The following is a 14,406-nucleotide window of genomic DNA, read 5'->3' on the forward strand; positions in this document are numbered from 1 at the left end:
GTACGACTCTTATGTCATTCCCGCGAAAGCGGGAATCTAGTAAAATCTATAAAAAACTTGTTTTTTATAGGTTTATTTTATCAAATATATAATTTTGTATTAATATTAAGGTTGTTTTTTCTGGATTCCCGCTTTCGCGGGAATGACATTTACAATTATGCTCCCACTACTAAAAAAACTATATCTCACATTTGCTCGTAGTAGTTGTATAATAATAACCTTAGTGATTATTGATCAGTTAAGTAAATGGTGGTTTATTGATAATTTGAGATGGAAGCCGGGCTTAATGCTTAAGGTTACTTCTTTCTTAAATATGGTTTATACTTGGAATTACGGTATTAGCTTTGGTCTAATGCGTGAATATTATCAATATAGCAATACTATTTTCTTAATAACGAACACGATTATTGTCTGTTATTTATATTATTTGATGATATGTTCAAAAACGATCGGAAGCTTTGCCGGTTATAGCTTTGTAATCGGTGGAGCTGTTGGTAATCTAATTGATAGATTTTTTAGAGGAGCAGTTTTTGACTTCATCCATTTTCATTATCAGAATTATAGCTTCCCCGTATTTAATTTAGCTGATTGCTTTATTACAATAGGAGTAATTATCTTAATAGAAGATTATTATAGTACTAAAAAAGTTATTGAAGAAAAGGCTAAAGGGAATTATGATAATGCTCAAATTGAAGCTATGGCTGAAAAAATTCGTAATACCGACGATAAGGGTGGTAACGATAAAATAGCCTCCTTGCAAAATTAAACTTATAGAGAGGCATTTGAAGGAAACACGGAACGCAGAACCGTAACATAGTAGACCTAAGTGAGGATTCGAGTACTGGATTGACGTACAAATTACCTCTAGAAGTTCATTTTGCAAGGAGGCTATTATAATTTTAATTTATAGGTGTTTAAGTGAAAAAGATTTTTTTATTATTTACTGTTTTATTAATTACTTCTGCTTGTAGTAAAAAGTTAAAAGAAACCGTAGGTATATCAACAGCTGGACCTAATGAGTATCAAGTACAGCGTGCTAAAGCACTAGAAGTTCCACCTCATTATTATTTACCTGATCCTGAAGAATTATATAGTAAAACCGCTATCGCTGCTTTATCTGATTCAAGGTGGCAAAATTTAGATACAATTGTCTTAAGTCCTGGAATTCCTTTAACGCATGAGATAGTCAATATTGCAAAAAATTTTAATATTCCAATCACTTCCGATATAGACTTATTATTTGCAAAATCAAAAAACTTAAAATTTATAGCTATAACCGGTACAAACGGTAAAAGTACTACTACTGCTTTAATAAGCCATATCTTAAATAGTAGCGGTTTAGACTATCCGGTTGCCGGTAATATTGGAGTTTCTGCTTTGCAAGCTAAAGCAAGTAAGGATGGATATGTACTTGAATTGTCTTCTTTTCAGCTAGATCTAGTAAAAACCTTTACAGCTAAAATAGCCGTGCTTCTTAATATAACTCCCGACCATTTAGATAGACATCAGGATATGACCTGCTATATTGCAGCAAAATCTAAGATCTTTGATCGAATGGATCAAGAGAGTTATGCGGTAATTAATATTGATAATGATTATTGTCGTGAAGTCTTTATAAAATTGCAGCAAGAGCAGCGTATAAAGCTAATTCCTTTTTCGGTTACTAAAATTCTTGAAAACGGTATTTCGGTAGTTGATGATAAAATTAGCGCTAATTTTTTTGATGATATAAGTTTTGAATTACAGCGTAATTCAGAAAGTTTTAGACAAGATGAATTTCAAGGTGAGCCTGCGGAGCGTATAAAAATACGTGAGCACAGGCGAGACCTGCAAAATTCGCTTGTATCAAGCTTTATGCATTATGCTGTACCTTTTAATAAAAACCTGCAAGGAGTTCATAATTGTGAGAATATTGCAGCAAGTTATGCAGTCGCTAAAATAATAGGAGTAGAACCTAAAAAAATACTTGAATCTATAAGTAGTTTTCAAAGTTTACCTCATAGAATGCAATATATCGGTAGTATAAATAATATAAGTTTTTACAATGATAGTAAAGCGACAAATGCCATATCTGCCGTGCAATCAATTAAAGCACTCGATAATATTTACTGGCTTGCGGGAGGAATCCCTAAAGAGGGTGGTATTGAGGAAATAAAGCCTTATTTCAGTCAAATTAAGAAAGCTTATTTTTATGGTCAAGCTAAAGAAATATTTGCAAATACTGCTAAGAATATAGTAGATTTTGTAATATGTGATAATCTTGAGCAGGCTTTCGATCTTGCTTATAAGGATGCAGTAGGTGATAACGCGGAGGTAAAAAATATCTTGTTAGCACCTAGTTGTAGCTCATATGATCAGTTTAAAAATTTTGAAGAGCGTGGCGAGTTGTTTATAAAATTGTGTAGTATCCTGTCACCCCGTGGCTTGACCACGGGGTCTAGTTAAAAATACTAAATAATATTAGTATTTTTTATTGTTTTTCTGGATACCGTGGTCAAGCCACGGGGTGACATCGAGGGTGTTTTCCGATCCATGCAATAACATTATAAATATAGCCATAATTGAATAACTATAATATGAATAACGAAATATCTAATAATTTTATAAAATTATGGTGGCGGAGTACCGATAGGCAAATAATAATTTCTTTAATTATCTTATTTGCTTTTAGTCTAATGCTTGTTACTACCTCAGGTTCAGTAGTAGCAAGTAGAATAGGTCTTGAAGAAAGTTATTTTGCATCTAGACAAATATTTTATTTAGCTGCCGCTTCAGGACTTATATTATTATTTTCATGTCTTAATAAAAAATGGTTAAGGCGTTTTGCAATAGTTGGATTTATTGCTAGTATAGTTTTATTAATAGCAGTTAAATTTTTTGGCTATGAAGTAAAAGGCGCAGTGCGATGGATTAATATTCTAGGTCTATCTATTCAACCTTCGGAATTTATCAAACCGTTTTTTGCAGTTGTTACGGGCTGGATATTATCGCTAAAATTTAATGATGATTTTCCAAGTTTTACGATTTGTGTAATACTTTATTCTATTGTTGCTATTCTCTTAATTATTCAGCCGGATTTTGGAATGCTTGTAATGATTACGGCAGTTTTCGGTATTCAACTGTTTATTGCGGGTATGCCGATATTTTGTATTGTTTTAGTCGGTTTTTTAGGAATGATAGGAGTAACTATTGCTTATTTTTGGTTACCGCACGTAATGCAAAGAATTAATTCGTTTTTAGATCCAGATAGTAGCGAGAATTATCAAGTTAGTAAGTCTCTTAAGGCGTTTGAGCATGGCGGGTTATATGGACGAGGTCCAGGGGAGGGGGCAGTAAAGCAGGTACTACCCGACTCGCATACGGATTTTATTTTTGCTGTAGCAGGTGAGGAGTTTGGAGCTATTATTTGCCTTATTGTTATAGGTATATTTGCTTTTATAGTATTAAGAAGTCTTATTAAGTTATTAAACGAAACAGATAAATTTGTACAATTCGCTGCTAGCGGTATAATTGCACAATTAGGGCTTCAGGCAATAATTAATATGGGCGTGACTTTACATTTACTTCCTACTAAAGGTATGACATTACCGTTTATTAGTTACGGTGGTTCTTCAACGCTTGCAATAGCTATCGCTACCGGTATGCTTCTTGGCTTTACAAAACACCAAACGCCTTTAAATTCATACAAAATTCGTAATATTGAAATATGAAAAAAATCATTTTGGTAGCAGGAGGGACGGGGGGACATTTTTTTCCGGCAGTTGCTCTTGGAGAAGAATTAATCAAACGTGGCTATGAAGTTCATTTTATTACTGATTTAAGATGCAAACAATATATAAAGCAGGATATGAAAGTAATTTTTCATATCCTAGATTTAAAACGCTCAGGTAATATTTTCTTGTTTTTACCTAGGTTATCAATTGCAGTTTTAAAGGCTATTAAATTATTATATAATATGAAGCCTTCCGTCACTGTAGGGTTTGGCGGTTATCCTGTTATAGCTCCAATGTTTGCGGCAATTTTTTTAAGAGTACCGATTATAATTCATGAACAGAATTCTTACCTTGGAAAAGTTAATAAATTTTTTGCAAGCTTTGCTAAAAAGATAGCTATTTCTTATGAAAAAATAAAGAATTTACCGGAATTTGCAAAAAGTAAAATAGTAGTTACCGGTGGGGTAGTTAGAGAGAATATTAGGGAATTAAAGGTTATAGAAATGTCGTCCCGTGGCTTGACCACGGGGTCCAAAAAGTCTTTAATAAAAGCACTGGACTCCGTGGTCAAGCCACGGAATGACAAGCTTTTTACAATATTCATCTTTGGCGGTAGTCAAGGAGCTAAGTTATTTTCAGAGCTGATACCTGCAAGTATCCAAATTTTGATGCAAAAACAGCCAAGTCTTGAATTAAATATAATCCAGCAAGCAGCATTAGATGATCAAGTAAAAATAAAAGATATATACTCGAAATTAAACATTACTTATGAATTTGCTGAATTTTTTGATAATATGGCATTGCAATATAAAGAAGCCGATTTAGTGATTTCAAGAGCAGGAGCATCTACTATAGAAGAATTGACCTATATAGGGTTGCCGGCAATCTTTATTCCACTGCCTAGTGCTGCGGATAATCATCAATATTACAATGCACAATTATTGGAAGATAAAAAAACAGGATGGTGTTTAGAGCAGAATAATATTTCTGCAGGAAAATTAGCAAATAAAATACTTGATTTGATAAGTAATCCAAAAATATTAGAGGATGCTTCACAAAATTTATTAAAAAGCAGAAAAGAAGGGCATAAGCTATTAAGTAACCTCATAGAAGAGGTGATTGCGAGGAAAGACTGTAAGTTTTGACGAAGCAATCTCGTGCTAAAGTCCTGAGATTGCCACGCTCCTTTTAGTTGCTTACAATGACGGGGTGGAGACATACAACAATACCAAAAATACCTCAGAATAACAATAATTTAATTAAGCACATAGCAGTTCAGCTCTTTATCCTTGCAAGTTTGGCTATTATGTGGCATTAATCATATTAGACTTTCTGCATAACTTGCTTCTAAGGGTAATTTGTGCGTCGATCCGGTACTCGCATCCTCACGTACCAAAGTGTACGCTGCGGTGCTGCGTTCCGTGTCTTCTATAAATTCCTCCTTATTAGCTAAGTTGTACAGGAAGTCTAATAAAAGTTTTGGAATAATATAAATATATGTTAAAAAAAATTATAATATTATTTTTAGGAATGTTTTTACTTTCAGCTTGTACAGATAATTTTAGAAGCTATTTTCAAAGATCAGCAAATAACAGATTGGTTGATAGCAAAGGTGCTAAAGGCGGCAAGAGAAAACCTGTATATAATAATAAATATATTACTTTGGCTAAAAAGAATATAGTAGAAGATAATCTTGATTATGATAACGATGATGATGACTATGATAGCGATAGTCCTTTAAGAGGAGAAAGAATCGATCCTGTAAAGAGAAATCGTGAAATGTATCTTAAGATGATTAAAAGGGATATAGCAAGGCAAAAAGCAGAAGCCGGTTTTGCTGAATCCGATGATGATATGACTTTAAGTAGAGCGAATAAAAAGGTTAGAAAAGACGATAGCGATAAAGAAAAAAAGATACAAGAGGAATTAAATCAGATAAAAGCCATGCTTAGAGAAACTAAGCGTGATATATCAAAATATACTTGTCCAAATGCTGTAGTAAATCAAAATTATGCCCCGCCCGTTACAAATTATGAGCCTGTAAATTATCCACCGGTAAAAAATAGTAAGCCGTATAATAACAATTCTAAGGTAAAGCAAAAATTTATCCGTGAAGATGATGATAACGGCAGTAATGCTTGTTCGATATAATAAGCCTATTCTTAGCTAAAAGCAGAAATCTCCAGTCTTTAGATATATACAGCAATCTCTGATGTGATATATTTATCACTATCAATAGGTTTATTATTTTTTAAGTAAGATTATTATTTATGAATAAAAATTAATATTTAAATATAGAAATATGTTAAATTTATTAATAGGTATATTATGAAAAGTAAACTCTCAGCAAGTACTGCTAGTCTTACCTTTATAAAAGGCCTTCAAAACCCTATTGTTACTGAAATAAAAGAATTAACAAAAAAATTACATTTTTAAAGATCAAGAGCTTGAAAAAGCTTACGGTATGGCTTCAGTTCTATTCAAGCAACAAGAGAACAGATATTATATGCTTTAAGAGCTGTGGAATCTGCAAAACAACATTCAACAGACAAGACACAAGCATTTATGAAATGACTATGGTATTTGTGTTGCTTACTCATTTGCTAATTATAAAAGAAGCGGTAAGGACATACTAGAATTTGTATCACCTTATTTATTAAAAAACGTATCTGATATGGAATATATTAAGGTATATATTTCTGGAGCATATATAAAAGAAAGAAAATAATGCTATGGAATTGCTTGGTAAACGAGAAGTAAGAGACTATTTAGATCAAAAGTCTTCTGAGTTAGTAAGCACATCGCTTGTACCGTCTACTCCTTCTACAACGGACACATTTAATTATGAGAGTGATGAAATTACGGTTGCTGGAGAAGAGAAAACGATGCCGAATACTGAATACGCTTGATACCACTGTCACGCTGTGGCTTGTCCACGGGATCTAGTTAACAATACTAATATTATTAGCATTGTTAGTTGTTTTCTGGATGTCGTGGTCAAGCCACGGTATAACACCGAACGAGTTTCTCGCGCCATACAACAACATTAAGATTTCCAATTTAATTCCGGATAGTTTCTAATTTCAGCTTTATAATTGCTGTGCTTTAACCATTTCTTAGCTGTTTCTAAATATAGGCAAATTATCGGTGTGATGTAAAGAGTAAGTAATTGCAATTTGAGTAAACCTCCCACTACTGCGAGCCCTAGTGATCTTCTCTCTGCTCCTGTTGCTCCGACTCCAAGCGCAATAGGCATACTCTCATTAAGGCAGCTAGGGTAGTCATCGTAATCGTTCTGAAATCGTATTATACATGCTTCATAAATTGCTTCATGCCGAAGATTTATTGCCAGTTCTCTCAAGTTCTAAGGCAAAATCGATAATCATGATAGCGTTGTTCTTCACTATACCGATTAACATTATAAGTCCGACAAATCCGTACATATCAAGTTCGCTATTAAATATTAGTAGAGTGAGTAATGCTCCCAATATAGCGGTAGGTAGTCCTAAAAGTATAGTTATAGGATGCACAAAACTTTCATATAACATGCCAAGGATTATGTAAATAACTATAACAGCCAGTCCAAGCAATAAGCCAAGATTGGAAAAAGACGACTGATATGCCTGCACTGTTCCTTGGAAGCTTCCCGTAATCGTAGCCGGCATTTGTAACTCTCGTATTGCTTGATTAACTTTTGGAACGGCCTCACTAATTGAATATCCATCTTGCAGGTTAAATGATACCGTAACTGAAGGTAATTGCCCGAAATGTGAAATACTAAGCGGGCCAACAGTATTAACAATTTTAGCAAGGGTAGTTAGCGGTACTAAATTGCCGCTTGTAGAGTTAATATTGACTAAAGATAACATTGATGAATCTGTTTGATATTTAGGATCTAGCTCTAAAATAACGTTATATTGAGCTGTTGGGGTATATAATGTGGAAATCTGTTCAGTACCGTAAGCTGCATATAAGATATTTTGGACGTGCTCGACTGATATACCGAGTTTTGCAGCCTTATATCTATCAATCTGCACTAAAGTTTATGGCTGTGCTATTTGTAAATCCGAAGTGACGTCAATAAAACCTGGCAGCCAGCCGTGCGAGCTTGTCCTTTAATTTCGGTGCAAAGCTAAATAGCACATCTTGATCGAGTTCTTGCATAGTATTTGATATTGGCTTTTGGTTGCTTGTGCGTCGATCGTAATAGTAGGTACGTTCTGGATATATACCCTTAAAACCTACTAAATGATTTAGTTTTGAACGTAACTGATCTATAACGGCGTCAGCTCCTATTCTTTGATCACGAGGTTTTAAGCTAATCAAAATCGTACCCTGATTTACGGCAGAGTTTCTACCTGAAACATCTACGGCAGAAAAAAATGAATCTATATTAGGATTTTTAAGTAATACATCACTTACTTGTTGCTGTTCTTGCACCATCGCATCAAAAGAAATAGTTTGAGTGGTGTCGGTAAAAACTAAGATTTGTCCCGTATCGGAATAAGGCATAAAGCCTTTGCATACTTTCCCAAATAAATAAGCCGTTGCGATGATTACTAAGAGAAAAATATAAGCATAGTAGTTTTTGAATGTTCTACTACTGTTTTTAGACTGCTACCATATTTTTGTTTGACATATTCAAAGGCTTTTTCGGTTAGTGGTAGGTCGTCATTGCGAGGCGTCAAAGACGCCGTGGCAATCTCGGTTGGTTGCCCTGAGAGTGCTTCGTCACTACGTTCCTCGCAATGACGATCCCTCAAAAACACATTACATAACATAGGAGTTACGGTTATCGAGATAACTCCCGAAAGCAAAATAGCGGTAGTAATAACAACGGCAAGTTCGTGCAGTAGCTTTCCTAAAATTCCGCTCATAAATAATATTGGGATGAATATCGTCATTAGGGATAAAGTCCTTGAGACGATAGTAAATCATATTTCTTTAGTACCGTTAATACATACTGCTATTTTACTCTCGCTTTTTTCCATATGTCGTGTGATATTTTCAAGCACTACTATTGCATCATCCACTACAAAACCCATCGAAGCGTTAGAGCCATTAAAGACATATTATCGATGCTATAACCGAATAGATACATAAAGGCAAAAGTACCGACAACTGATAAAGGAAGGGCAATAGTCGGAATAATCACGGACCGTCAGTTATGTAGAAAGAGAAATATAGCACTCACTACGAGTATTAAAGCGAGTAGCATAGTAAAATTGGCATCATTTGCCAATTCTCTGATATAGAAATTGACCTATCAAATATGATATTAATAATGCCTTTAGGGATTTGCCTGCGAAGCAACGGCAATACTTCTTTTATAGAGTCGACTATTTCAATAGTATTAGTATCTGGTTGTTTTTGAATAGCAAGTATTACCCCCGGCTTATCCCTATACCAAGCGGCTATTTTATTATTGCTATCAATGGTTTTCCCGATATTTTTAAGAAAAAGTGGATTACCGTTTTTATAAGTTAATATTAACTCATTATGTTCTTTAGCATTTTGTAATTGCCTAGGGGCTCTAATGCTTGAGTAGATATCTGTACCGTATAAAGCTCCGGTCGGTAAATTAACGTTAGCAGAGCTTATAATGTTTGATACTTGGTCAAGCCCTATATTATTTGCTGCCATTTTAACAGGGTCAACCTGCACACGCACTGCATATTGCTGTGAGCCGTAAACTTGTACTTGTGCAACACCTGGCAGCATAGATAAACGCTCAGCCATAATTGTTTCGGCGTAATAGTCCACGGTATATAAGGGGAAGAGTCTCAGAGGTTAAAGATAAATAAAATATAGGTGCGTCGGCAAGGATTTACTTTACGATATGAGGGCGGGGTAGGTAAGTCGTTCGGTAGCTGCTTGTACGTCTTGTGCCGCTGCATCTATATCTCGGTCTAAATTAAACTGCAAAGTAATTTGAGTAGTACCGTTACTATTAACCGAACTCATCGAGTCAATATCTGAATATCGTCGAGAATTGCTTTTCAAGCGGTAATGCAACTGAAGACGCCATAGTAGTAAGGTCAGCAGCTCCAGGCAAGTTTACTGAAACCGGAATAGTCGGGCAGTTGATGTCAGGTAAAACGCTTACCGGTAATATCCTATAACCGCATGCTCTAAACAGCAAAATAGTTGCCATGAATAAAGTAGCAAGAACCGGATGCTTAATAAATATTTCTGAAATGCCCAATTATTTTTTTCCTGTTTTATGGATTTTTTCCGTCATACATATTGTCATTGCAAGCGACTGTAAGAAGCGTGGCAATTTCATGAAATAATGACAAACTCCTAAGATTGCTTCGTCAATTACTTTGTAATTTCCTCGCAATGACGATTTGACACTACTCCTCCCTAACACTCACCTCTGCTCCGTTAGATAATCATAGCTGCCCGTTGGTGATTACCGTTTCTCCCTCATCTATACCGCTTTTAATAACAATAAAATCATCATTAGAAAACACTATATTTATATTCTTGACCACGGCTTTATTATCTTGATCGACAACAAATATATAAGGACCTTGATCGTTAGTTTGCATGGCTTTAGATGGAACTATTAAAGCCGCTTGTTCGATGTAAATCGTTAGGGATACACGAACACACTGTCCCGGCCATAATATTTCGTTTTGGTTAGGTAGTGTTGCTTTAACTTTGATAGTGCCGCTATTTGGATCAATCGAATTATCGACAAAAACGATCTCACCGTCTTTAATTTCTTGGTCGCTTACGGTTCTAACCGTCAAAGCTAAATCATTAGATTTTTGAGATTTATTAATACGATCGAGATATTTTTAAGGTATAGAGAAGCTGACATAAATAGGCGAGCTAGTATTGATAGTTACTAGACGCACAAAATCCGGCGATACTAAATCACCTATATCCACATTACTCTCACTAAGTTTACCATCAAAAGGAGCTACTATTTTTGAATACTCGGTTTGTAAATTAGCGTCTGCAATAATTGCTTTATCGCGTTCCACGGTGGCCCTAAGCATATTCATATTAGTTAGCATTTGTAAATACTGCTCCTCCGAAACGGCTTTTTCCTCGTATAAAGCACGATATCTTGCCTCTTCTTTTATAGCATCTTCAAGGTTATAAGTATCACTTAGTAAATTTGCTTGTGCTTGCTGTAATTGATTTTGAAACGGACGAGAATCGATTTCATATAATAAATCACCTGTTTTTACTTCTTGTCCGTCATCAAAACTTACACTTAATATTTGGCCCATAACGTGAGATTGAATATCGGCACTTTGGTAAGTTTCAGCTACTCCTGCAAGTGCTATCACATCAGGTACGTCTTTTCTGATAACTGGTGTTACCTCAACCGGAGCTGCTATAGTGATTTGTTTACTGCTTTTATAATGATGTGTTATTACCCAAACCACTAGTATTACTATTAGTACTAGTAATGTTATCAATATCAAATTCCGCATTATTGTTTTAAGCATTGTTATTTGCCAAAATCAAAAATAGGTCCTGCTATGTTGCCGCCTACCTGCCAAGTCTCAGTTGAGTTAGTAAACAGAGTATTAAGTTTATTGCTACCGAATCCTAATAAGCCTGTTAAAGAAATTTGTGGAAAATAAGTAGCTTTTATTGTTTTTAAGTTTACATCTGCTGCTAGTAAATTCTGCTCTGCTGCTTTAATATCCGGTCTTTGCTCTAAAAGCTCTGATGGTAATATTTTAGGTAATACCGGTAGAGCAGGGAAGTAATCTATTGGTTTATCACGATAAATTAAGCCGTTTACTATATTTTTAGGAATTCTACCTACTAAAATTTTTAAAGCGGTTTCCTGCTCATGTCTTTGTTGTGTTAAAGGCGGCAATGATCACTTAGTAAGTGCAAACTCGGAAGCAGCTTCACTAACCGATATTAAATCACCTACGCCAAGATTATATAATTTCTGATTTAATTTATAAATTTCCGTTTGAGCCTCAATTAGCTTTTCAGTGAGATAGATTTGTTTGTCTAATGCTAAAAGATTAAAGTAACTTATAGTGACGTTACTTATAACTGATAAACTTACCGCTGCCTTGCTATACTTACTTGCAAGGAAAGTTTTTTTAGCTGATTCGTTAGCGTTGGCGGCTGCCTCCATAAATCCAGCTCGTAATTAAGCACGCTTGCTAGCCCAAAATTATTAGAGAATTTCGGTTCATTCGGTGCTTTTGTTTCTTTACTGTTTTTTGTTCGATTTGTTCCGCCTTGTAAATTGATTTGTGGAAATCTATAAGAATTAATAAGGGTAAGCTGTGCTTGCGCTGCTAGCACATTACTTATTGCCAGCTCAATATCGGAGTTACCGGTTAAAGATTCTTCGATTAGGTTATTTAACACCGGATCGTTAAATTGCAGTCACCACTTGGAGGATGCATTATTATTTTGTTCTAGAGAATAATTATTCCAAGTAGTAGGTAATGAGAGTTTAGGGGGAATATTATCGTGTTTTGCATTACAAACACATAGAAGAAATGATGAAATCGATAAAACTAGAATATATTTTAAGTAAATGAAAAATCGGCATACGAAGTTCATAGATTAGGTTCATTAAAATAAATTCATATTACTTAATATTAATTATGAATCTTTAAACCGTTATGTCAATATAGACTATTATTTTTTCAACTAAATATTTTTATAATTACGTAATAATGTTGCTACAGCATATTTTAGAAAGCTTGATATAAGTGAATTTTACAGGATTCGCTTGTGTTCACGTATTTTTATAAGCTGTGTAGGCTCACCCTTAAATTCATCTTATCTGAAGCTTTCTAAAATATGCTGTAACTTTTCAGAAACAACTTTAACGTCATAATTTTGTTTGAGAGTAAGGTAGGCGTTTTTAGAAAATTCTTTTGCTTTTATAGGGTTCTCTATTAGATAGACAATTTTTGCTGCTAAATCTTCAGCAGAGCCGGCTTTACAAATAAGCCCATCTTGCATGTCGTTTAAGATTGCTGCAGGCCCTTCAGTATCTGTACTAACGATAGGCATGCTTGCCTCCATTGCTTCAAGCACTATAATTCCAAACGGTTCATGAAGAGACGGTAAGCAAAAAATATCTATTTGTTTAAAGAATTTATCTCTATCGTTAACCCATCCCGTAAATGATATTTGATCTTGTAAATTAAGTTTATGTGCTAAAGCAATTAAATTATCTTTTTCCTCGCCGCTTCCACCTATAATTGCATGAAGATCATATTTTTTTTCTTTTAAAATTTTGATAGCTTTAATAAACACATCAACACCTTTCTTAGCTACAAATCTTGCGAGTACACCAATTATGACAGGTTTTCTATATGTTTTATTTGGAATAAAGTCTTTAGCAATATTTATCATATTCGGTAGGATGCATATCCTAGATTCGGCAAAGTTATTTTTTAGTAAAAATTCTTTCATATGATGCGTCAAGGCAATAACAAAATCACATTTACGTAATCCTTTTAAACTATAATTATGAGCGATACCGATTAATTTTATATTTTGTGATTTAGCAAATTTACTAAAATTTATTGCTCTATTACCGTGTGCTATAATTATATCGGGCTTAGTCTTATGAATTATATACTTAAGAATAAGTACCGAGAGTAAAGCAAACGGTACTATATTAGGTAGTTTTAAGCTTTGTTTGTGTAGAAAGGAATTTATTTTTGCCTTGTAAGAAGTGATATTTATAACCTCAATTTTTTGCATCTCTAAAGCAGTGCTATAATCTAAAAATGCTTGTTGAATGCCACCAAGGTCACGACTTAGCATAATATTAAGGATCTTCATTACTTTAATTGCTCGATTTCTTTTTCTGTTAAACCGGTAAAATTTATAATTTTATCTAAAGGTTTATTTTTTGCTAACATTTTTTTAACTATAGAAATTTTGTGTCTTGCTTCCCCTTTAGCTTCAGCATCTATAATTTTCTGCTCTTCTACGGCTAGATTATCCATTTCGGTTTTTATCATTTTTTCATAAGTATTTAACTCTTTTTCAGACCAACTAGCTTGATCCAAAGCATAAAAAGCTTTTTTAATAATAAAATCATGACCTATCACATTCTCCATTTCGTCTAGAGTGCTTTCATGTGCATGTTTAAAGAAATATGCCCATTTTTCTTGAAGGTTCTCTAATTGATCTAATTCTTTATTAAATTTCTCAAGCTCTAAAAAGATAAAATAAAAATCTTGTAGGTCGTTCTCATAAGTTTTAGTATCAAGTAATCTATGATCTGATCTCCAATCTTTTTTATCGGGCAATAAAATAAAATCGGCAATAGCTAAGAATATTACTCCTCGAAGTTTTGCATATACTGCCATTTTTTTTATGATCTTCATCTTCTTTTATTATTTATCTTGAATAGGCCTTTGCTGTATAAAGCTGAGCTCGTTTTTCAAAACCTGGATGTTTGCTGACCTGCATCTCTACAATAAATTGAGTACCGTATTTATCTCTACATAATACATCAACTATAGATTGTCTATAAGTAGCGATATCGGGATCTTAGATTGTTTTTAAAAAAGTAACTGCGGTAATTACTTCTTTTCCCGTATAACCTAAAATGTTATTTAGAAAATGAATAAGTATATCCTTATTTTTTTTCTGTACCGAAAATTTTTAAAAATTCATAGTTATTTTTAGGGTCTAAGAAACGTGAAATTAGCATAATAGTCTATATTTT

15 protein-coding genes and 8 pseudogenes are annotated in these 14,406 nt (G+C 34.0%); 8 read left to right on the top strand and 15 right to left on the bottom strand.

Annotated features, from left to right (window positions below):
• The first annotated feature begins 157 nt into the window (after positions 1 to 157).
• The 6 genes and pseudogenes from lspA to murG all read left to right on the top strand — a co-directional run bounded on the left by lspA (position 158) and on the right by murG (position 4,858).
• Entirely contained in the window at positions 158 to 766 is a 609-nt protein-coding gene (lspA, locus tag RJP_RS02975) for a signal peptidase II (protein WP_024704529.1), read from the top strand.
• A gap of 3 nt (positions 767 to 769) precedes the next feature.
• A pseudogene (locus tag RJP_RS11535) lies at positions 770 to 885 on the top strand (palindromic element RPE1 domain-containing protein); the annotation flags it as partial.
• Between the two features lie 33 nt (positions 886 to 918).
• Positions 919 to 1,080 (top strand): annotated as a pseudogene (locus RJP_RS09970) (DUF3035 domain-containing protein); the annotation flags it as partial.
• Positions 1,081 to 2,445 (top strand): annotated as a pseudogene (murD, locus tag RJP_RS02980) (UDP-N-acetylmuramoyl-L-alanine--D-glutamate ligase); the annotation flags it as partial.
• A 131-nt stretch (positions 2,446 to 2,576) separates the two neighbouring features.
• A complete protein-coding gene (gene ftsW / locus RJP_RS02985; RefSeq protein ID WP_024704532.1) occupies positions 2,577 to 3,710 on the top strand; it encodes a putative lipid II flippase FtsW in 1,134 nt (377 codons plus the stop codon).
• Positions 3,707 to 4,858, top strand: a complete 1,152-nt coding sequence (gene murG, locus RJP_RS02990) for an undecaprenyldiphospho-muramoylpentapeptide beta-N-acetylglucosaminyltransferase (RefSeq protein WP_014120760.1) — start codon at positions 3,707 to 3,709, stop codon at positions 4,856 to 4,858. The genes ftsW and murG overlap by 4 nt, the downstream gene beginning before the upstream one ends.
• A gap of 182 nt (positions 4,859 to 5,040) precedes the next feature.
• Here murG and RJP_RS10395 read toward each other — a convergent pair.
• Positions 5,041 to 5,199: pseudogene (locus RJP_RS10395) on the bottom strand (palindromic element RPE1 domain-containing protein); the annotation flags it as partial.
• Positions 5,200 to 5,210: 11 nt separating this feature from the next.
• Here RJP_RS10395 and RJP_RS02995 point away from each other — a divergent pair.
• Both RJP_RS02995 and RJP_RS09565 read left to right on the top strand, forming a co-directional pair.
• Entirely contained in the window at positions 5,211 to 5,864 is a 654-nt protein-coding gene (locus tag RJP_RS02995) for a hypothetical protein (protein ID WP_014014259.1), read from the top strand.
• A gap of 581 nt (positions 5,865 to 6,445) precedes the next feature.
• Positions 6,446 to 6,622, top strand: coding sequence for a hypothetical protein (locus tag RJP_RS09565; protein ID WP_014014261.1), 177 nt, complete (start codon positions 6,446 to 6,448; stop codon positions 6,620 to 6,622).
• Between the two features lie 36 nt (positions 6,623 to 6,658).
• Here RJP_RS09565 and RJP_RS11540 read toward each other — a convergent pair.
• The 14 genes and pseudogenes from RJP_RS11540 to RJP_RS11645 form a co-directional block, all read right to left on the bottom strand.
• Positions 6,659 to 6,760: pseudogene (locus RJP_RS11540) on the bottom strand (permease); the annotation flags it as partial.
• A complete protein-coding gene (locus RJP_RS03000; protein WP_024704533.1) occupies positions 6,760 to 6,969 on the bottom strand; it encodes a hypothetical protein in 210 nt (69 codons plus the stop codon). The pseudogene RJP_RS11540 and the gene RJP_RS03000, both read right to left, overlap by 1 nt.
• 73 nt (positions 6,970 to 7,042) lie before the next feature.
• Complete coding sequence (locus RJP_RS10995; RefSeq protein WP_024704534.1) at positions 7,043 to 7,750, bottom strand: efflux RND transporter permease subunit; 708 nt, start codon at positions 7,748 to 7,750, stop codon at positions 7,043 to 7,045.
• 40 nt (positions 7,751 to 7,790) lie between these two features.
• Entirely contained in the window at positions 7,791 to 8,225 is a 435-nt protein-coding gene (locus tag RJP_RS11000) for an efflux RND transporter permease subunit (protein ID WP_390889708.1), read from the bottom strand.
• A 47-nt stretch (positions 8,226 to 8,272) separates the two neighbouring features.
• A pseudogene (locus RJP_RS11545) lies at positions 8,273 to 8,868 on the bottom strand (efflux RND transporter permease subunit).
• A 47-nt stretch (positions 8,869 to 8,915) separates the two neighbouring features.
• The gene (locus RJP_RS03020; RefSeq protein ID WP_081497899.1) at positions 8,916 to 9,452 is read right to left on the bottom strand and encodes an efflux RND transporter permease subunit; all 537 of its coding nucleotides are present in this window, start codon (positions 9,450 to 9,452) and stop codon (positions 8,916 to 8,918) included.
• A 93-nt stretch (positions 9,453 to 9,545) separates the two neighbouring features.
• Complete coding sequence (locus tag RJP_RS10405) at positions 9,546 to 9,677, bottom strand: hypothetical protein (RefSeq protein ID WP_024704536.1); 132 nt, start codon at positions 9,675 to 9,677, stop codon at positions 9,546 to 9,548.
• Positions 9,678 to 9,681: 4 nt separating this feature from the next.
• Entirely contained in the window at positions 9,682 to 9,918 is a 237-nt protein-coding gene (locus RJP_RS10410; protein WP_024704537.1) for an efflux RND transporter permease subunit, read from the bottom strand.
• A gap of 190 nt (positions 9,919 to 10,108) precedes the next feature.
• Positions 10,109 to 11,182 (bottom strand): annotated as a pseudogene (locus RJP_RS10415) (efflux RND transporter periplasmic adaptor subunit).
• A gap of 2 nt (positions 11,183 to 11,184) precedes the next feature.
• The gene (locus RJP_RS03045) at positions 11,185 to 11,562 is read right to left on the bottom strand and encodes a TolC family protein (RefSeq protein WP_024704538.1); all 378 of its coding nucleotides are present in this window, start codon (positions 11,560 to 11,562) and stop codon (positions 11,185 to 11,187) included.
• A 3-nt stretch (positions 11,563 to 11,565) separates the two neighbouring features.
• A complete protein-coding gene (locus tag RJP_RS11005; RefSeq protein WP_024704539.1) occupies positions 11,566 to 11,835 on the bottom strand; it encodes a TolC family protein in 270 nt (89 codons plus the stop codon).
• Positions 11,760 to 12,074: a TolC family protein gene (locus RJP_RS11010; RefSeq protein ID WP_261792626.1), complete on the bottom strand. Its 315-nt coding sequence runs from the start codon at positions 12,072 to 12,074 to the stop codon at positions 11,760 to 11,762. Before RJP_RS11010 ends, RJP_RS11005 begins: the two co-directional genes overlap by 76 nt.
• 420 nt (positions 12,075 to 12,494) lie before the next feature.
• Complete coding sequence (locus RJP_RS03055; RefSeq protein ID WP_014120761.1) at positions 12,495 to 13,511, bottom strand: glycosyltransferase family 4 protein; 1,017 nt, start codon at positions 13,509 to 13,511, stop codon at positions 12,495 to 12,497.
• Positions 13,511 to 14,391: pseudogene (locus tag RJP_RS11645) on the bottom strand (Rpn family recombination-promoting nuclease/putative transposase). Before RJP_RS11645 ends, RJP_RS03055 begins: the two are co-directional and overlap by 1 nt.
• Between the last annotated feature and the right edge of the window lie 15 nt (positions 14,392 to 14,406).

The organism is Rickettsia japonica YH, from assembly GCF_000283595.1.
Lineage (GTDB): Bacteria > Pseudomonadota > Alphaproteobacteria > Rickettsiales > Rickettsiaceae > Rickettsia > Rickettsia rickettsii.